Source organism: Corynebacterium mycetoides, assembly GCF_900103625.1.
GTDB classification, from domain to species: domain Bacteria; phylum Actinomycetota; class Actinomycetes; order Mycobacteriales; family Mycobacteriaceae; genus Corynebacterium; species Corynebacterium mycetoides.
Map to the genome: position 1 here is coordinate 900295 of NZ_LT629700.1, position 19099 is coordinate 919393.

Here is a 19099-nt window from a genome sequence, read left to right on the forward strand (position 1 = left end):
TAGCCGGCGTGGGCTAGCCGGCGACGATGAAGTCGTACTCCTGCGTGCCCGGCATGAGCCGGCGGCAGTCGATCGGCGAGGCCTCCATCCGCTCCATCAACGGCTCGAGGTCCCGCGCGCGGGTCAGCTCCACGCCGACGAGCGCTGTGCCGGTCTCGCGGTTGTTCTTCTTCAAGTACTCGAACAACACGATGTCGTCCTCGGGACCCAGGATGTCGGTGAGGAAGGAGCGCAGCTGGCCCGGCTCCTGCGGGAAATTGACCAGGAAGTAGTGCTTGAGACCGCGGTGGACCAGGGAGCGCTCCATGATCTCGGCGTAGCGCAACACGTCGTTGTTGCCGCCCGAGATGATGCACACCACCGTGCTGCCCGGCTCCAGCGTCACGCCGCTCAGGCCAGCAACGGATAACGCTCCCGCGGGCTCGGCGATGATGCCCTCGTTCTGGTAGAGCCCCAGCATCTCGGTGCACACCGCGCCCTCGTCCGCGGTGACAAGGTGGATGCGGCTCAGGTTCGCGTCAATGATCTCGTACGGGTAGGCGCCGACGCGCTTGACCGCCGCGCCGTCCACAAAGGGGTCCACCTCGTCGAGCGTGACCGGCCCGCCGTTGTCAATCGCCGCGTGCAGCGACGCCGCCCCCTTCGGCTCCACGGCGACGATCGACGTCAGCGGCGCCATGTCCGCCAGGTAGGATGTCACGCCCGCGAGTAGCCCGCCGCCGCCGACGGGAACGATGACGCTGCCCAGCTCGCGCCCGAGCACCGTCAGCTGGCTCACGATCTCGGCGGCGACGGTGCCCTGACCGGTGACGGTGGCGCGGGCGTCGAAAGGCTCGACGACGGTGGCGCCGCGCTCGGCGGCGTCCGCGCGCGCGGCCTCGGCGGCCTCGTCGAAGTTGTTGCCCACCACCACCAGCTCGATTGCGTCGCCGCCGTGGACGAGAATGCGGTCGCGCTTCTGCTTCGGCGTGGGCTTGGGCACGAAGATCTTGCCGCGGATGCCCATCACCCGGCAGGCGTAGGCAACGCCCTGGGCATGGTTGCCGGCGGAAGCCGCCACGACGCCCGCGGCCTTCTCCTCGTCGCTGAGGCTGGCGATGTTGTAGTAGGCCCCGCGGATCTTGTAGGAGCGAACGTCTTGCAGGTCCTCGCGCTTGAGGTACACCTCCACCCCGTAGCGCTCGGACAGGCGCGGGCAGTACTGCAGCGGGGTCGGCTCAATGACAGACGAAATTCGCGCCTGCGCCGCCTGGATGTCGGCCGCGTGCACGGGCTGGAAGTTCGATGCTGCATTAGAGGCTGCGTTCGAGGCTGCGTTCATGGACAGCTAGTGTATCGCTCCCGCTTCTCCGGCCCCGAGTACGCACCCCGCCCGGAGGTTGTTTACGTGTCATTTGCCAGACCGTCACCTGGCCCTGTTCCCGAATCCATCTCGGTGACACTTCACACAGCTAATAATTGACTGCCAATTACTTCCGCATTTCTTGAAAGGTGTCTTTCGTGAGCATCTCCCGCACCGCATCCGTCGGTCTCGCGGCCGCGACCGCACTGGCCGCCGCCGTCACTCTCGCCAGCCCCGCCCAGGCTGAGGTCGTGGACAACCCGGTGTACGACAGGGCCGCCGCGGCGACAGTGGACATCGCGGCGATCGGCTCCTACGACACGGATATCTTCGATAAGTCCGCGGCCGAGATCGTCGCGTACCACGCCGCCTCCAAGCGTGTGCTCATCGTCAACGCCCAGGCCGGCATGATCGACGTGCTCGACGTCTCCGATCCCACCGCACCGACCCACATCGGCACCGTGTCCGGCGGCGAGGGCACCACCATCAACTCCGTGGCGGTGCGGCCTGACGGCCTCGCCGTGGCCACCGTCGAGCCGGATGCCGACAAGACCCTCCCGGGCGAGCTCATCTTCTTCGACGCCGCCTCCGACACCTTCGATGTTCTCGGCCGCGTCACCGTCGGTTCCCTGCCCGACATGGTCACCATCACCGCCGACGGCGCGCACGCCCTGGTGGCCAACGAAGGCGAGCCGGCCTCCGACTACTCGGTGGATCCGGAGGGGTCCGTCTCCGTTGTCGCGCTGCGCAGCGGACTCGAGGCCTCCGCCCAGGCCGACGTCCGCACCGCGGACTTCACCGCGTTCAACGCGGAAGGTGCGCTGCCTGAGGGGGTCCACATCTTCGGCCAGGTCGGGGCGTCCACCACCGTCGCCCAGAACCTCGAGCCCGAGTACATCACGGTCTCCGGCGGCACGGCGTACGTCTCGCTGCAGGAAAACAACGCCATCGCGGTCGTGGACGTCGCCACCGCGACCGTCGAACGCATCCTCCCGCTCGGCTACCAGGACCGCACGTCCGTCGCCTTCGACGCCTCCGACCGCGACGGCGGCATCAACCTCCGCACCTGGCCCATCAAGGGCATTCTCCAGCCGGACGCCGTGGCCTCCTACACCGCGGGCGGGCAGACCTACATCGTCACCGCCAACGAGGGCGACTCCCGCGATTGGGACGCGTACTCCGAGGAGGAGAGCCTCAAGAACTTCGGCGAGGACACCGCCCCGCTGTGCGAGGGCTTCGGCGGGCTCAACCCCGACGAGCTGACCTTCTTGCGCTCCGACGGCGGCGCCGGTCGCCTGAAGCTGACCACGGCCTTCGGCCTCAACGCAGAGGGGACCTGCTACGACGACCTCTACGCCTTCGGCGGCCGCAGCTTCTCTGTCTTCTCCGCGGACGGCACCCGCGTGTTCGACTCGGCCGATGACTTCGAGCGCATCACCGCGCGCGTGCTTCCCGAGTACTTCAACTCCAACAACAACAAAGCCGAGTTCGACTCCCGGTCCGACGACAAGGGCCCCGAGCCCGAGGGCGTGGCCCTGGGCACGATCAACGGCCGCACCTACGCCTTCATCGGCCTCGAGCGCATCGGCGGCGTGATGGTCTACGACGTCACCGACCCGGCCAACGCGACCTACCAGGCCTACATCAACAACCGCGACTTCTCGAGCAATACCGGCGACCTCGGCCCCGAGGGCCTGACCTTCATTCCGGCCAGCGACTCCCCCACAGGCGAAAACCTCCTCGTCGTGGGCAACGAGGTCTCCGGTTCCACCACGATCTACCAGGTTGATTCCCTCATCGCCCCGCCCGTGACCGACCCGGTCTCCAGCGCGGAGGGCTCGTCGAGCTCCGATGGTTCTTCGGAGGGTGTCACCGGCTTCATCCTCGGCGCACTCGTGGCTCTCCTCGGCGCGTTCGCCGCCGTCGCCGGCGCCGTCAACATGGGCATCATCCCCAACCCGCTCCCCTCGCTGGCGGCATACCTGCCGCAGCTGCCGTTCTAAAACTACCGCCGGCGGAGATTGCGCGGTACATCACTCGCAAGCATCCCCGCCTTTTCAACTTCGAAGGATTAACCGTGATTCGTCGCTTCACCACCGCTCCCATCGCAACGGCCCTCGCAGCCAGCCTCGTCACCGCTCCGGCATCCGCCGAGGACACCACCGGAGATGACTCCACCAGCACCACCAGCAGCACCAGCACTGCTGCAACCACCACGGAAACTGCTACGGAAACGGCCACGACCACCCCGGCGGCGCCGGTCACCACGACCACCACGACCACCACGCCGGCGCCGGCACCGGACAGCAGCTCCGCCGGCCTGGTTGAGGCTAGCTCCCTGTCCGAGCGGGGCCAGACGTTCTTCGCGGTGCTCAAGTTCATCATCGTCGTCACCACCGCCCTGGCCCAGGCGGCAGCCATCATCATCCCGGCTTCCCCCGCGCTCCAGGCCATGATCCGCGACTTCCTGGGACGCTAAACCCGGGCCGCCAACGCCGGACACCGGCCACGCACCACATGTGAGCCCCGCAAGGGTTTCCCTTGCGGGGCTCACATGCGTCGACAAGCAGCTATCCCAGAATGCCCACGCCCATGTTCGCCTTGAGGTCGCCCATCAAGCTCGCCGAGCGCTCCACGCGCAGATGGTCACTCAGGACCATCATCTGCGACTGGTCGCCGTAGACCAGGTTGAGGTAGACGTCCGAATCGCCCGGATTCGCCTCCAGAACGGACTTGAGCCTGCGGATGTTGTCCAGCGTGCACTGCTCCGTGCGCAGCGTCAGCCGCAGCGGCAAGCCCGCGCCGTTGCCCGGACCCAGCTCCGGCACCTTGACGTCATCGCCGAACAGGCTGAAGCGGTCGTCGCGGATGGAGACGTGCGCCTTCGCCAAGATGATGTTGTCCTCCACGATCTGCGGCGCGACGAGGGCGTACACCTTGTTAAAGAGCAGCACCTCCACCTGGGCGCCGTGGTGGTCCTCGATGGTGACAATCGCCCACGGGGAGCCGTCCTTCTTGGAAAACCTGCGGTCCACGCTTGAAATCAGCCCGCCGATGGTGACCTCGGCGCCGTTGCGCAGCTCGCCGGAGAGAATGTCGGTGAGCTGGGTGTCCGTCTGGGCGTCGATCGCCTCCTCGAACCCGTCCAGCGGGTGCCCCGACACGTAGAGGCCGAGCATCTCCCGCTCGAGCGCGAGCAGATGCTTGCGGTCCCACTCGTCGTCGGGCACCTCGATGGAAAACGCCGCCTGGGGCGCGTCCCCGTCGCCCCCGAAGCTGGCGAATAGGTCGAACTGCCCCTTGTCGGCCGCCTTCTTGGTGGTCAGGACCGAATCCACCGCGTCCTCCTGAATCAGCATGAGCCCCTTGCGCGGGTGCCCGAGCGAATCAAAGGCGCCGGCCTTGATCAGCGACTCCGTGATGCGCTTGTTGCAGGCCAGCAAGTCGATCTTGTCCAGGTAGTCGGAGAAGCTGGTAAAAGCCCCCTTCGTGCGGCGGGTCTCCTTGATGGACTCAACGACCTCCGCGCCCACGTTGCGCACCGCGGCTAGGCCGTAGCGGATGTCCTCGCCCACGGCCATGAAGTTCTCCTCGGACTCGTTGATGTCCGGCTGCAGCACGCTGATGCCGAGGTGGCGGCAGTCGGCGAGGTAGATGGCGGACTTGTCCTTCTTGTCGCCCACCGACGTCAAAAGGGCGGCCATGTACTCCGCCGTGTAATTCGCCTTCAGGTACGCCGTCCAGTAGGAGACCAGGGCGTATCCCGCCGCGTGCGACTTGTTAAACGCGTAGGAGGCGAACGGTTCGATCGTGCCCCACAGAGCGTCGACGGCATCCTTGCTGAAGCCGTTGGCAAACATGCCCTCCGAGAACTTGGAGTACTCCTTCGCCAGCACCTCGGGCTTCTTCTTGCCCATGGCCTTGCGGAAACCGTCCGCCTCGCCGGCGGTGTAGTTCGCCACCTTCTGGGAAATCCTCATAATCTGCTCCTGGTAGACGATGAGACCGTACGTCTCGTCCAGGATCTCGCGCAGCGGCTCCTCCAGCTCCGGGTGGATTGGGGTGATCGGCTTGCGCCCGTTCTTGCGGTCCGCGTAGTTCAAGTGGGCGTTGACACCCATCGGGCCCGGACGGTACAGGGCCAGGGAGGCGACGATGTCGTTGAAGCCGGTCGGCTTCATGCGCTTGAGCAGCTCCTGCATGCCGCCGGAGTCGAGCTGGAAAATACCCAGCGTGTCCCCGCGCGACAACAGTTCGTAGACCGCCGCGTTGTCCACGTCCAGGGTCTCCAGGTCGATGGTCTCGCCGCGGTTCTTCTCGATGTTTTCCAGGGCGTCGCCGATGACGGTGAGGTTGCGCAGCCCCAGAAAGTCCATCTTGAGCAGCCCGATGGACTCGCAGGCCGGGTAGTCCCAGCCGGTGATCAGGGCACCGTCGGCGGGCCGTTTCCACATCGGGATGTGGTCCATCAGCGGCACGGACGCCATGATCACCGCGCAGGCGTGCACGCCGGCTTGGCGCACGACGCCCTCGAGCCCGCGCGCCGTCTCGTAGATCTTGGCCACGTCCGGGTCCGTCTCAATGAGCGAACGGACCTCCGCCGCCTCGGAGTAGCGGTCGTGCTCGGGGTCGGTGATGCCGGAGAGCGGAATGTCCTTGGCCATGATCGCGGGCGGCAGCGCGCCGTTAATCCGGTCGGCCATCTGGAAGCCGGGCTGGCCGAAGTTCACCTTCGCGGAGTCCTTGATGGCCTGCTTCGTCTTCACCGTGCCGAACGTGATGACCTGGGCGATCTTATCCTCGCCCCAGCGCTCGGCGGCGTAGGTGATCATCTCGCCGCGGCGGCGATCGTCGAAGTCGATATCGATATCGGGGGCGGAGGGCCGCTCCGGGTTGAGGAAGCGCTCAAAGAGCAGGCCGTGCTCGATGGGGTCGATGTTGGTGATGGTCAGCGCATAGGCCACCAATGAACCGGCGGCGGAACCGCGGCCCGGCCCCACGCGGATGCCGATCTCGCGGGCGTGCTTGATCAGCTCGGCGACGATGAGGAAGTACGAGGGGTAGCCCTTCATGTCGATCACGTCGACTTCGTAGTTCGCCCGCTCGGTGTATTCCCGCGGCACCTCCTGGCCGGGGAAACGGCCCTCGAGCCCGCGCGCGACCTCCTTGCGCAGCCACGTCGTCGGAGTTTCGCCCTCGGGGACGTCCGCGATGGGCATGCGGTCGTGCGGGTGCTCCTCCCATAGCTCCGAGTAGTCGCCCACGCGCTCCGCGATCCACAGCGTGTTGTCGCACCCGTCCGGCACGGTGGAGTCCCACGTCTCGCGCATCTGTGCGGCCGACTTGATGTAGTAGCCGGTGCCGTCGAACTTGAAACGGTCCGGGTCCAGCAGCGTCTTGCCCGTCTGCACGCACAGCATCGCCTCGTGCGCCGGGGCCTGGGACTCGAGCACGTAGTGGCAGTCGTTGGTCACCAGCGGCGGGAGATCCAGCATCTCGCCGATACGCAACAGGTCGTCGCGGACCCGGCGCTCGATGTGCAGGCCGTGATCCATCAGTTCTAGGAAGTAGTTGTCCTTGCCGTAGATGTCCTGCCACATCGCCGCGGCCTCAAGCGCGGCGTCGAACTGGCCGAGGCGCAGGCGGGTCTGCACGTCCCCCGAGGGGCAGCCGGTGGTGGCGATGATGCCGTCGGCGTGCTCGGCGATGAGCTCCGCGTCCATGCGCGGCCATTTACCCAGCTGGCCCTCGTAGGAGGCGAGCGTGGACAGCTTGAATAGGTTGCGCAATCCCGTGGCGTTTTCCGCCAGCATCGTCTGGTGCAGGTAGGCGCCGGAGGCGGAGACGTCGTCGCCCTTCTGATCCGGGGTACCCCACAGCACGCGCTTCTTGTTGAAGCGCGACTCCGGGGCCATGTACGCCTCGATGCCGATGATCGGCTTGACCCCCGCGTCGACCATCCGGCGGTAGAAGGCGTTGGAGCCGAACATGTTCCCGTGGTCGGTCATGCCGACCGCCGGCATGCCTTGGCGGACCACCTCGTCCGCCAGCAGATCCACCTTGGCCATCCCGTCCAACATGGAGAACTCGGTGTGGTTGTGCAGGTGGACGAAGGAGGAGTTTTTGGCCATGCGGGCTATCCTAGCCCCCTGCCCCGACAGGCGAAAGCGCCCAAATCACAGCGCTGTAACCTCCCGGAAACTCCTCGGGAGCTACTCGTAGCGCAGCGCTTCGATGGGCTGCATCTTCGCCGCCTTCGACGCCGGGTACGCCCCGAAGAACACGCCGGTGGCCAGGGAAAACAGCAGCGACATCAGCACCGCATTCAGCGGCGGGAGGACGAACGCGTCGAACGCCGAGGTGGCGGCCATGCCGATGACCGAGCCCAGCACGATGCCGATCACGCCGCCGATGAGGCAGACCAAGATGGCCTCCACGATGAACTGGGTGCGGATGTCGCGCTGCGTGGCTCCGAGAGCCTTGCGGATGCCGATCTCGCGGGTGCGTTCCGTCACGGTGATCAGCATGATGTTCATCACCCCGATGCCGCCGACGACGAGGGAGATCCCGCCGATGGCGGAGAGCACCGTGGAGATGATGCCGAAGACGCTCGTGAGCTGCTCGAGCCCGGCCGACAGGTCCACCACCGTGATTTGAAACTCAGGGTTGCGCTCGTACCAGCGATTCAGATAGCTCTGCAGCTCGGATTGGAACGCCGCGGTGTCCTCTTCCGGGGACGACTGCACGGAGAAGCTGCTCAGAGACCTGATCTGGGTGCCCAGCCGGTCCGCTGCGCTGATCGGGATGAAGCTGTCGCCGAGGGACTGGTCGCCCCCGAACATGCCCGCGTTGCCCTGATCCTTGAGCACCCCGACGACGGTGAAGACGGCGGTGTTGTTGCCCACCGTGACGTCGATGCGCTCGCCGAGCGCCGCCTGCGCGTCGCCCCCGAAAAGCGCCGTGACCAGAGTGGGCGAAACCACCGTCACCGGCCGACCCTGAGCAATGTCGGTCTCGCTGAGCCCGCGGCCGAACTCCACCTGCTCGTTGCGCATGGCCAGGGTCTGGGTCATCGAGGGGTAGACCGTGACCGAGGAGGTTGAGTCCCCGTACGTGACGTCGCCGCTGCTAGAAATCGTGTTGGGCACATCCACCCCGCGCACGCGCGGGCCGAAATGGGTCCGCAGCTCCTCGAGCTGCTCAAAGGACACTTGGTCCTGCTCGTCCCGCGGCGGGGCGGAGTTGAGCTCGGCGTAGGGGTCGTCGGGGTTTGCCCCGGGCTCGCCGCGCTCGTGGACCACGACGATATGGTTCGTGGCACCCACGCCCTCCAGGGACGACATCACCTCTTTTTGCAGGCCCGCGCCCAGGGTCATGATGATGATCACGGCCATGATGCCGATGATGATGCCCAGGAGGGTCAGCAGCGAGCGCAGTTTGTTGTTGTTCAGGCTCGACGCGGCAAGCCGCAGTGACTCGGTAAAGTTCACGGGTCTAGTCCTCCCCCGCCCGACGGCCGGCGGGGCGACGGATGGCGTCGATGTCGCCGTCCTTCATCTCCACGATCCGCTCGGTCTCTTCCGCCAGCTCCGGGTTGTGGGTGATGAACACGATGGCTTTGCCCAGGTCCTCGTGCAGCTCATGGAACAGGTCCATCACCATGCGGCCGGTCTTGGAGTCCAGGGCGCCGGTGGGTTCGTCGGCAAGCAGAAGGTCGGGGTCGTTGGCGAGGCTGCGGGCGATGGCCACTCGCTGCTTCTGGCCGCCCGAGAGCTCGTTGGGCAGGTGGTTGAGGCGGTCGCCCATGCCCATCTTGTTCAGCAGGTCGGCCGCGAGCTCCTCGCGCTCCCGCTTGTCGACGCCCGCGTACATCATCGGCATGGCGACGTTCTGGAGCGCGTCAATGCGGCCGATCAGGTTGAAGTTCTGGAAGATGAATCCGATGTTCTGGCTGCGGTAGGCGGCGAGCTCCTGGTCAACCTTGGCGTATACCGGCTCCCCGTTGAAGGCGTAGGCGCCCTCTGTGGGGCGATCCAACATGCCAATGAGATTCATCAACGTGGACTTGCCGCAGCCGGAGGGCCCGACGATGGAGACGAACTCGCTTTGCGCGGTGTAGAAGTCGATACCGTGCAGGACACGCACCTCTCCGGGCTCACCGGGGTTGTATGTTTTCACGATCCGGCGCATGTCAATAAGCAGGCCGGTATCCGCCATGTTCGGGCTGGTCGCGGCCGGGGTGTCGGGAACGGTCACAGGTCTAGCCCTTGTTCTCCTCGCGCGCCGCGGCGACATCGTCCGGGTTGAAGTTCGGGTCCCCGATGGTGACCGTCTCCCCGACCCGGCCGCGGTACTCGTCCGGCCAGTTGATGACAATGTCGCCCTCTCTCAGGTCGCCGCCGGTGACGGCGACATCCACCTCGTTGGCCGCGCCGGTGGTCACGGTGCGTTCCTCCACGGTGCCGCGGCGCTCGCCGTCTCCTGCGGCGAGGACGAGCACCTTCTTCGCCCCGCCGTCCTCGAACACCGCGTCCAGCGGGACGGACAGCGAGTCCGCGTCTTCTTCGGTGATGATCTCCGCGCGCACGCTTCCGCCGAGCAGGAGGCCCTCCTTGTCGCCGGTGACCTCGATATCGACGGGGAACATGACGGTTCCCTGCCCCTGGCCGTCCGGTTTCTGCTCGCCGGCGCTTCCGACCGGCGAGACCCATGTCACCTTGCCCTCGAACTCCGTGTCGCCCGTCGCCGTGGACGTAAACCGCACCTTGTTGCCGGCCGCGATCGTGGAGACGTCCCCCTCGCGGACATTGGTGCGGATCTTCAGCCGCGAGTCATCCGCGATGGTGAGCAGCTTGCCCTGGGGGATGTCCCCCTCCGAGACGTCGACAGTGGTGACAAGGCCCGCCATGGGGGCGTGCACGGTGGCAGATTGGACCTGGTATTCCAGGTTGCCGTCGCCGGTGGCGTCGCCCGCCGCCTCCGCCTTGCGCCACGCCGAATCCACCTGGCGTTGCAGCTGGTCTCGCTCCTGCGCCGCTTGCGCGTAGGCGACGTCGAGCTGCGCGTAGGCGTCCTGCAGCGCGGCGTAGGCCTGCCCGACGTTCGCCTGGCCGGTAGCCTGCTGCTGTGCCTGTGCCACCTCCCGCTGGCGCCCGATTTCCTGCTGGATGAGCTGCTGCTGTGTATCCGGGGCGGTGGCGGGTGCCGGCGCGGGGGCGGGCGCCGGCGCTGGGGCCGGCTGCCCGGAACCGGGGAGGATGCTGCCGGAGCTGATGTCCCCGATGATTTTCTTCACCTGGTTTGCAGAGGCGTCCATCGCCACTGCACCCTGGGCGGCGACGGCGGCATCGTAGGCCGCCTGGGCCTGGTTCACGGCCGCCTGAGCCTGCGCGATGGAGGGGTAGACGCCCCGGTTGATCTGGTCCTGCACCGCGTTGAGCTGTGCCTGGGAGGTTTCTACGGCGTCCATTGCGTCGGCCTGGGCGAGCGCCTGCTGCTGTTGCTGCTGCGCCAGCTGGCGCTCGGCGTCTGTGCTGTCCATCTCGACGAGGAACTGATCCACGCCGACCCTGTCCCCCGCCGCGACGGCGACGCGCTCCACCTTCGACTGCAGCGGGGTGGTGATGCTCAGCGAGCGGATGGGGCCGATGTTTCCGTTGACCACGATGGAGTTGGTCACGCCGTCCTCCCGCGCCACGGTGTAGTCCCCCGCGCCGAGCCCGTTTTTCTCGTCGGCTCCGCCGAGGCCGCAGGCGGAGGCGAACAGCAGCGACGCCGACACCGCCGCAACCGCAGCCCGCCTGATATGGATCTGCCACGGCCTCACCGGGCCATTGGCGGTGGGGCCGAACGGGGTGCCGATTCCGGGGACGGAAACCAAAGTTGCTCCTCAGGGGCGGTGATAATCTGACCTGGAAAACTATACACGTGTGCCCGGACCGCGCCGACGGCGCGGCGACCGGGTCAGGGCGTGACCGGCGAGATGGCAAAGGCGGACCATCGCGCGTCGGCGGGCAGGGCCTCCACCGCGTAGACGCCGCGTCGGGAGCGGATTTCCCGCAGGTCAGCGCAGTCCGCCCGCACGACGGCCCCGGTCGGGCGAGCCCCCTCAATCCCGGTGGCCGCCTTCAACCGGTCCGCCTCGCGCTCGAACGCTCTTTCGCGCCCCTCGCCGCGCACGGGCTCGGGCACAGGGCGCGCGGCCGCCCCGCCGAACACCACGGCGCTCACCCGCGGCGCCGGAGCGAGGATGTCCGCGGCACGCCGCGGGTCCTCCTCGCCGTCGAAGGACACGAGCGCCCACACCGCACCGTCGCCCCCACCGTCGCAGGCGCCGAGCGACGCCTCCGCACGCGCGCCGTAGTCTCGGGCACTCTCCCCCGTGACCATGCCGAGCCTGTCGCCCTGGTAGACGGGAGCGGGCTGCGCCCTCACACCAAGTACCCACAGCCCGGCGAGCAGGGCGCATATGACAACGACGGCGATTACGGCCCGCGTTCCCGCTCTCACCCGCGCAGGACCTCGAGCGCGTGCTGGAGGTCCGCCGGGTACGGCGACTCCACCACGGTGTATTGGCCGGTGCGCGGGTGGGTGAACCCGAGCCTGGTGGCGTGCAGCCACTGCCGGATCAGCCCGAGGCGCTTGGACAGGTTCGGGTCCGAGCCGTACATCGGGTCACCCACGCAGGGGTGTCCCACCGCGGACATGTGGACGCGGATCTGGTGCGTGCGGCCGGTTTCCAGGTGGACCTCCAGCAGGCTGGCCTCGCGGAAGGCCTCGATGAGCTCGTAGTGCGTCACGGCGGGGCGCCCGTCCGAGGTCACCGCGAATTTCCACCCGGCGGACGGGTGACGGCCGATCGGGGCGTCGACCGTGCCCACAATCGGATCCGGCAGCCCCTGGACCACCGCGTGGTAGGTCTTGTCCACCGTGCGCTCCTTGAACGCGCGTTTGAGCACGGAGTAGCCCTGGACGCTTGCAGCAACCACCATGACCCCGGACGTGCCGACGTCGAGACGCTGGACGATTCCTTTGCGTTCGGGCGGGCCGGCGTCGGGAAGCGCAATGCCCATCGCCTGCAGGCCGCCGACGACGGTGGGCCCGTCCCAGCCGAGCGTGGGGTGGGCGGCGACGCCCACTGGCTTGTCCACGGCGATGACGTCCGCGTCCTGGTAGATGATCTCTAGGCCTTCGACGCGCTCCGCCTTCGGCTCGGGCGGCCTCTTCGGCTCGGGCAGTGTCACCTCGAGCAGCGCACCGGCGTTGACGCGGTCGGATTTTGTGACCGGGGAGGCGTCGATTAGCACGCTGCCCTCGGCGGCGATCTCGGCCGCGACGCTGCGGGAGAGGCCGAAGAGCTTGGACACGGCCTGGTCCACCCTCATCCCGTCGAGCCCCTCGGGCACGGGCAGCGCGCGAAACTCACCCGCCATGCGTCGACCTCCGCTCGGAGGCGAAAACCGCGGCGACGAAGACAATGACGCCGACGGTGATCGACGCGTCCGCGATGTTGAACACCGCGAAACGCCCCACGGAGATGTAGTCCACCACGTGACCGAACCAAAATCCGGGATCTCGCAGCAGCCGGTCTATGAGGTTGCCCATCGCACCCCCGGCGATCAGCGCCAGCCCCAGCGCTTCCCAGCGGTCGCGGATCCGCGGCGCGGCGATCAGCGAGCCCACCACGAACGCGAGCTGGATGGTGGTAAACAGCCAGGTCGAGTTCCGCCCCATGGAAAACGCCGCCCCCGGGTTGAACAGGAGGTAGAGGCGAAACCAGTCGCCCACGACCGGCACGGGCACGCCCGGCTCGAGGAAGGCGAGTACGAGCTGCTTGACCACCTGGTCCACCGCCGCCACGGCCGCCATGATGCCCACAATGAACCAGGTCCACCGGTGTCGCGCGGGCTGTTCGGGCTGTGCGGGCGATTGTTTGTCCTCCATCGCCTGACAACTCTAGCCCGCGGCCGTGCGGTAGGTTCAAAGAGTGTTTACTCAGCGCCGAGTCCCCGCCGTGATCGCGGCCGCCCTCACGGCGGCGCTCGCACTTGCCGGATGTTCCCGGGCCGAGCCCGACCCCGTGGCCGACGTCCCCGCGTTTGCCGTGGACTCCCCGGCGGTAACCCTGGTGACCCCCGGGGACAACCCCCGCGTGCTCGAGTACGCGGACCACGCCGGAGACAACGGGGACGAGGGGCCCTGGGGCACCACCGCCGCGGTGTACGGCGGGATCGATCAGTCCGTGCACAACGCCTCCGGCCTCTCGCCGGACGCGCCCGCAGGCGGAGACGTCAACCGCGTCACGCTGCCGCTGTCGGTAACATCCCGGCCCGCCCCCGCACCGGGCGTCGGAGAGAACCCCGCCGACCGCCGCGTTGATCTCACTGTCGGGCCCGGCACGCATTCCGACCTTGCCCTGGGACAGGAGGTCGCCACCGCGGAGGGGTTCCTCATGTCCTGGCGCGCCGCCTCCTCCGGACGCGTGGACACCCTCAAGCTGCTCGCCCCGCCGGAGTCCTCCACCACCGGGCGCAGCATCGTGGAGTCCTCACTGCTGTCGCTCATGTCCGCCTCCGTGGTCTTCCCCGCCGAGCCGGTGGGCGTGGGCGGGGTGTGGACCGTCTCCAGCCGGGTCACGGGAGACACGAGCATGCTGCGCACCACCACCTACACCGTCACCGGCGCCGAAGGCGACACCGTCAGCCTCGACGTGTCCGTCGACGAGCGCCCGACCCAGCCGGAGCTGACCATCGACAACGAGATCGCGGGCGACCTCGACGGCGCGACTTTGACCGTGGAGAATTCCTCGACCACCTCCGAGGGCTCGCTCACCGTCGACCTGCGGCGCCCCCTTCCGGTGAGCGGGCGCGTGTCCGCCACCACCCGCGTGATCTACGCGGGGCCGCGCCCGGAGGCCCGGGTGGTCCAGGACATCACCAGCGCCGTGGAGTTCGGGGTTTAGCCGTGGTCGCCGCCCTACACATTGGCCTCGACGGCATCTCGTACACCTACCCCGGCGGCCGGCGCGTGCTCACCGACATCTCCTTCGCCGTCCCCTCCGGCTCAGTCACGGGCCTGATCGGGGAAAACGGGGCGGGCAAATCCACCCTCCTCGGCGTCATCACCGGGCTGCTGCGGCCCGACGCGGGCACGCTCATCACCCCGCTCGCCACCGGGTTCATCGCCCAGGAGACCTCCCTGCCGTTTACCGAGCCCGCGTCCTCGCTTATCGACGCCGCCGTGCACGAGCTGCGCTCCGTCGAGCGCGACATCACCGTCTTCTCGGAGCGCATGGCCGCGGAGCCGGACAACGCCACGCTGGCGGCCGACTTCGACCGCGCGCTCAGCCGCGCCGAGAACTCGGGCGTGTGGGAGCTCGACGCGCGCATCGCCACCGTGCTCGCCGGCCTCGGTCTGTCCAACGTCGCCCTGTCCACGCCGCTGGGCGAGATGTCGGGCGGTCAACGCCGCCGCTTCGCCCTTGCCGCCCTCCTGCTGCGCCCCGTCGACGCCATGGTCTTGGACGAGCCGACGAACCACCTCGACGACGAGGCCGTGGACTTCCTCGTCGACGAGCTGCGCGCGTTCGCCGGCCCGGTGCTCGTCGCCTCCCACGACCGCTACTTCCTGGACCAGGCCTGCGACGGGCTGGTGGACCTCGACCCCTCCCTCGGGCCCGAGGGGGGTTTCGGCGAAGGCACCCGCCAGGGCGCCCGCTTCACCGGCTCGTTCAGTGATTACCTCACGGCGCGGACGAAGCTGCGCGAGCGCTGGGCCAGTGACTACGCGGCCCAGGAGCACGAGCGCGCCCGCCTGGCCGCCGCGGCCGAGCAGGGCGCCGACGACATCTTCCACTCGCAGGCGAGCAAGTCCGAGACGCGCAGCTCGGCGAAGTTCTACGCCGACCGCGCCGCGAAAACCGTGGGCAACCGGCGCCGCTCTGCCGTAAGCCGGCTCGACGCGCTCGAGCGCGCCGAGATCCCGGCCCCGCCCGAGCCCCTAACCTTCCGGGGAGTTCCTCCGCATGCGGTGACGAGCCTGGGCCTGCCCGCGGTCGTGGCCACCCGCCTCAGCGTGCCCGGGCGTCTCGCGCCGCTGGACCTCAAAGTCCAGCCCGGCGAGCAGCTGCTGATCGAGGGGCCGAACGGCTCGGGCAAGTCCACCTTCCTGAAAATCCTCGACGGCGAGCTCACCGATTTCGCAGGCGAGCTCGTCATGCCCGAGGAGATGACCGTCGCCCGCCTGGAGCAGGACGACACCTGGGAAGATCTCTCGCGCACCGCGGAGGACGTCTTCGACTCCCTCGTCCCACCCGGCACCCCGACGCTGGTGGAGATGGGTCTGATGAGCGAGGAGCAGGCGGCGACCGCGCTGGGTGACCTCTCGCTGGGTCAGCGCCGCCGGGTCTCCCTCGGCGTCATCCTCGCCTCACCGCCGGACTTGCTGCTTCTCGACGAGCCCACCAACCACATCTCCCTCGTCCTCGCCGAGGAGCTGGAGACCGCGTTGCTGGACTTCGAGGGCACTGTGGTGATCACCAGCCACGACCGGTGGCTGCGCCGGCGCTGGCGCGACCGCATTGCCCGGGGAGATTCCCGGGCGCGGGTGGTCCGGCTCTCCACGCTGTGGGAGCAGGAGGAGTGGCGCGAGTAGGCGGCGGCCGGCAGCCGGCGACTGGCTCAGTGCAACATCACATCGTGCACTGGTGCCCTAGAGCGCGGGCGCGGGAGCCTCCACGGGAGCCTCGGCCGGTGCTTCCGCCGGGGCCTCAACGGGAGCCTCGGCCGGCGCCCCCGCCGGGGCGGCCTGGCACATCGCCGGCAGCTGCTCCGGGGGCAGCGTGTGCGTGACCAGGGTGCAGGCCCAGGTCTGCGACAGCTTCCAGTGGCCGTCCTCGAACACGAACTCGACGTTTTCGGCCAGTCCGGTGGAGTCGGCGGCCTCGGCGGGCTGGGTGAAGCTCACGGTGGCGAGCACGGTGTTGGGCTCGTAGCCCGGAAGGACCGGGTCGACGACCTGGAAGTTAGCGCCGGACTCCTGCTGGGACTGCGCCATGACGTCGAAAAGCTCGGGCGCGGTCTCCCCGCCCTGGACGGTGAGCACGCGCTCCTCCATGGGCAGGGCGGGGTCCGTCGCGCGGGCGAGGACGCCGTTGAGCTCCGCGGCGGTGGGAAGCTGCGTGGCGGGGGCAGCCTCGGTGGATCCCGGCACGGGCTCGGCGGTAGCTGTGGTCGAGGTGGCGCCGGGCTCAGCGTCATCGCCCGTCGAGCAGGCCGCCAGGGTCAAGGCCGCACCGAATGCTGCCACTGCGGCGGTGAGTTTCCTTGCGTTCACTTTTCTCTCACGTCTCCTTAAAGGGGGGTGTAACCCGCCCGAGGTTACCGTTTTATAACGCCAAACCCCAACCGACGCTCTGGTAAACATGGGTAATCATGACCGTTCCTCAGCCCGGCGAGCCGTTCGTCCTCGTCATCTCCACAGGCGGCACCATCGCCTCCACCACCGATTCCCAGGGCGCGCGCGTGCCCTCCCTTACCGCGGAAGAGCTGGTCACCCGCTGCGGCGTCGACACGCCGGTGCGCGTCTACGACTCCGCCGCGCTGGACTCCTCCTCCATGGGGCTGGGCGACGTAGACAACCTGATCCAGCTTGTCCGCGCCGCGCTTGCCGACGCCCTTATCACCGGCATCGTGATCACCCACGGCACCGACTCCATGGCGGAAACGGCGCTCGCGCTAGACCTGGTCCACGTTGATCCGCGGCCGGTGATTCTCACCGGCGCGCAACGCCCGGCCGACCACCCGCAGCCCGACGGCCCGGACAACCTGCGCCGCTCCATCGAGCTGGCCGCGGACCCGCTGGCGCGCGGGCGCGGGGTGACCGTCCACTTCGGCGGGGACACCCTGGCGGCGCGCGGGCTGATCAAAAACGACACGGAGTCGCTGCGCGCCTTCGCCCTGACCGCCCCGCTCACGCTGCCGCGGCCCGCGGCGGTCGCGCCCGCCGCCCTGGCGGGCCTGAACGTGCCGATCCTGCGCGCGTGGCCCGGCGCGGACGCGTCGCTGGTGGAGCTCGTGGCGGGGCAGAACCCGGACGGGATCGTGGTGGAGGCGCTCGGGTCCGGCAACGTGTCCGACGCGATGGGCGACGCGCTCGCCCGCGTCGCAGAGGCCGGGATCCCGGTGGTGCTTGCCACGTCCGTGCCCTACGGCGAGGTCGCCTTCGCCTACGGCGGCGCGGGTGGGGGTGCGACCCTGGGCGCCCGCGGGGTGCTGCCGGCCGGGTGGCTGCGCGCGGGGCAGGCGCGCATGGCCCTGCTCACCGCTATCGCCACGGGCACGGACCCCCGCCTACTGCTGGGCTGAGCGCCCCAGCCAGTCCTCCCACGCCAGGGAGTCCACCGGGTCGGCCGGGACGAGGCCCGGCTCGTCCACCCGCAGGTTGACGGTGCGGCCGGGGCCGGTCGCGCGCGTTTCAAAGCGCACCGTCACCCAGCCGTGCCCCGTGCCCTGCACCCACCCGTGGCCGTAGGCCGGGTGGAAGACATCCTGGGTGGCGCGCCACACCCCGGGCGACTCCCCCGCCTCCCCCATTTCCACGGAAACATCCGGTTCCGCGGCCGGGGCGCGGTCGCTCACCCCGGTTTCGAAATCCCCGCCGTGAGGCGCCGGTGCGTCGATGCGCTGGTCCAGTTCGGGGAAGAGCACGTCCTGCAGCGCGTCCTCCAGTCCGGAGTAGGACACCCCGACCAGCCTGATGGGGCCGACTTCGCCCGGGTAGCGCACTAGCTTGAAGGCGGTGGCGGTGAGCGTGTCGGCGTCGTCGGTGGCGTACGGCAGCGTCGCCGAGCGTGATTCGATGCGGAAGTCCGCCATGCGTAGTTTTACGGTCACGGTGCGCGCTCCGCGGCCGTCGTGAAGCAGACGGCGGTGGGACTCCTCGGCGGCGCGCGTGAGCGCGGCGTCCACCTCGCCGGGCGTGGTCAGGTCCCGCGGGTAGGTGTGCTCGGAGGAGATCTGCTTGGCCTCCGCGCGCGGGGCGACCTCGCGGTCGTCCACCCCGCGGGCCAGCTGCCACAGCTGTTTGGCCACGACCCCGCCGAGCGCGATCTCCACCTCTTTTTCGCTCAGCGCGGCGAAGTCCCCGATCGTTGTGATCCCGGCGCTGCTCAGCTTCGCCTCGGTGACGGGGCCCACGCCCCACAGCTCGCTCACCGGCAGCGGGTGCAGGATGTCGAGCTGCTGCGCGTGCGGGATGACGAACACCCCGTCCGGTTTGGCCAGCCCTGAGCCGATCTTGGCGTACTGCTTGCCGCTTCCCGCGCCTATCGACGCCGGCAGGCCCGTCTCCGCCGCGATGTCCGCCCGCAGCCGGTTGGACCACTCGCGCACGTCGTCGACGCTCGCCCCGGCGAGCTCGGCGGGCTCCATGAACGCCTCGTCGATGGAGAGCTGCTCCACCACGTCGACGTGGCGGGCGATGACCTCGAACACGCGTGCCGACGCCGTCGTGTACACGGCCCGCCGCGGCGCAACCAGCACCGCCTTCGGGCCGACGAGCCGGGCCGCGCGGTGCGTCGGCATCGCCGAGCGGGCGCCGTAGGCGCGCGCCTCGTAGCTCGCGCCGGCGACGACTCCCCTCCCGCTCACGCCCGCGACGAGTACGGGGCGGCCTTTCAGCGTGGGGCGGGTGAGCTGCTCGCAGGACGCATAGAACGCGTCCATGTCGATGTGCAGCACCCAGCGATTTCCCGCCATA

General features: G+C 68.7%; 15 protein-coding genes. 5 read left to right on the forward strand and 10 right to left on the reverse strand.

Features of this window, described 5'->3' with window-relative positions; all coding sequences use genetic code 11:
• Positions 1-13: 13 nt before the first annotated feature.
• Complete coding sequence (ilvA, locus tag BLS40_RS04400) at positions 14-1321, reverse strand: threonine ammonia-lyase IlvA (protein WP_092149288.1); 1308 nt, start codon at positions 1319-1321, stop codon at positions 14-16.
• Between the two features lie 179 nt (positions 1322-1500).
• On the opposite strand from ilvA, the gene BLS40_RS04405 reads away from it, so the two are divergent.
• Complete coding sequence (locus tag BLS40_RS04405) at positions 1501-3345, forward strand: choice-of-anchor I family protein (RefSeq protein ID WP_092149291.1); 1845 nt, start codon at positions 1501-1503, stop codon at positions 3343-3345.
• Between the two features lie 74 nt (positions 3346-3419).
• A complete protein-coding gene (locus BLS40_RS04410; RefSeq protein ID WP_092149294.1) occupies positions 3420-3821 on the forward strand; it encodes a hypothetical protein in 402 nt (133 codons plus the stop codon).
• A 91-nt stretch (positions 3822-3912) separates the two neighbouring features.
• Here BLS40_RS04410 and dnaE read toward each other — a convergent pair whose 3' ends face one another.
• From dnaE to lspA, 7 genes are all read right to left on the reverse strand, one after another.
• A complete protein-coding gene (gene dnaE / locus BLS40_RS04415) occupies positions 3913-7473 on the reverse strand; it encodes a DNA polymerase III subunit alpha (RefSeq protein WP_092149297.1) in 3561 nt (1186 codons plus the stop codon).
• An 81-nt stretch (positions 7474-7554) separates the two neighbouring features.
• Complete coding sequence (locus tag BLS40_RS04420) at positions 7555-8832, reverse strand: ABC transporter permease (protein WP_092149300.1); 1278 nt, start codon at positions 8830-8832, stop codon at positions 7555-7557.
• Between the two features lie 4 nt (positions 8833-8836).
• A complete protein-coding gene (locus tag BLS40_RS04425; protein ID WP_092152170.1) occupies positions 8837-9559 on the reverse strand; it encodes an ABC transporter ATP-binding protein in 723 nt (240 codons plus the stop codon).
• A 43-nt stretch (positions 9560-9602) separates the two neighbouring features.
• Entirely contained in the window at positions 9603-11222 is a 1620-nt protein-coding gene (locus BLS40_RS04430) for an efflux RND transporter periplasmic adaptor subunit (RefSeq protein WP_092149303.1), read from the reverse strand.
• Positions 11223-11305: 83 nt separating this feature from the next.
• Complete coding sequence (locus BLS40_RS04435) at positions 11306-11851, reverse strand: hypothetical protein (protein ID WP_092149306.1); 546 nt, start codon at positions 11849-11851, stop codon at positions 11306-11308.
• The gene (locus tag BLS40_RS04440; RefSeq protein ID WP_092149309.1) at positions 11848-12774 is read right to left on the reverse strand and encodes an RluA family pseudouridine synthase; all 927 of its coding nucleotides are present in this window, start codon (positions 12772-12774) and stop codon (positions 11848-11850) included. Before BLS40_RS04440 ends, BLS40_RS04435 begins: the two co-directional genes overlap by 4 nt.
• Positions 12764-13210 carry a signal peptidase II gene (gene lspA / locus BLS40_RS04445; protein ID WP_231908542.1) on the reverse strand — a complete coding sequence of 149 codons (447 nt, stop codon included), beginning with the start codon at positions 13208-13210 and terminating at the stop codon, positions 12764-12766. Before lspA ends, BLS40_RS04440 begins: the two co-directional genes overlap by 11 nt.
• A gap of 118 nt (positions 13211-13328) precedes the next feature.
• Between lspA and BLS40_RS04450 the strand changes: the two genes are divergently transcribed.
• Together BLS40_RS04450 and BLS40_RS04455 are read left to right on the forward strand one after the other, a co-directional pair.
• A complete protein-coding gene (locus BLS40_RS04450) occupies positions 13329-14303 on the forward strand; it encodes a DUF6263 family protein (RefSeq protein WP_231908517.1) in 975 nt (324 codons plus the stop codon).
• A gap of 2 nt (positions 14304-14305) precedes the next feature.
• Complete coding sequence (locus BLS40_RS04455) at positions 14306-15994, forward strand: ABC-F family ATP-binding cassette domain-containing protein (protein WP_092149315.1); 1689 nt, start codon at positions 14306-14308, stop codon at positions 15992-15994.
• A 57-nt stretch (positions 15995-16051) separates the two neighbouring features.
• Here the strand turns inward: BLS40_RS04455 and BLS40_RS04460 are convergent, their stop codons facing one another.
• Entirely contained in the window at positions 16052-16675 is a 624-nt protein-coding gene (locus tag BLS40_RS04460; protein ID WP_092149318.1) for a hypothetical protein, read from the reverse strand.
• Between the two features lie 98 nt (positions 16676-16773).
• Here BLS40_RS04460 and BLS40_RS04465 point away from each other — a divergent pair, with 98 nt between their 5' ends.
• Positions 16774-17706, forward strand: coding sequence for an asparaginase (locus BLS40_RS04465; protein ID WP_092149321.1), 933 nt, complete (start codon positions 16774-16776; stop codon positions 17704-17706).
• On the opposite strand, the gene BLS40_RS04470 is transcribed toward BLS40_RS04465, so the two are convergent.
• On the reverse strand, positions 17692-19098 hold the full coding sequence (locus tag BLS40_RS04470) for a DNA polymerase IV (protein WP_092149324.1): 1407 nt from the start codon (positions 19096-19098) through the stop codon (positions 17692-17694). The two genes, BLS40_RS04465 and BLS40_RS04470, sit on opposite strands and share 15 nt — an antisense overlap.
• Position 19099: the final 1 nt, after the last annotated feature.

Bases quoted from the DNA above. Each gene is read 5' to 3' on its own strand.
- BLS40_RS04440 (WP_092149309.1), bottom strand. From the start codon at position 12,774: ATGGCGGGTGAGTTTCGCGCGCTGCCCGTGCCCGAGGGGCTCGACGGG.
- lspA (WP_231908542.1), bottom strand. From the start codon at position 13,210: ATGGCGGCCGTGGCGGCGGTGGACCAGGTGGTCAAGCAGCTCGTACTC.
- BLS40_RS04425 (WP_092152170.1), bottom strand. From the start codon at position 9,559: ATGGCGGATACCGGCCTGCTTATTGACATGCGCCGGATCGTGAAAACA.
- BLS40_RS04465 (WP_092149321.1), top strand. From the start codon at position 16,774: ATGACCGTTCCTCAGCCCGGCGAGCCGTTCGTCCTCGTCATCTCCACA.
- dnaE (WP_092149297.1), bottom strand. From the start codon at position 7,473: ATGGCCAAAAACTCCTCCTTCGTCCACCTGCACAACCACACCGAGTTC.
- ilvA (WP_092149288.1), bottom strand. From the start codon at position 1,321: ATGAACGCAGCCTCGAACGCAGCCTCTAATGCAGCATCGAACTTCCAG.
- BLS40_RS04470 (WP_092149324.1), bottom strand. From the start codon at position 19,098: ATGGCGGGAAATCGCTGGGTGCTGCACATCGACATGGACGCGTTCTAT.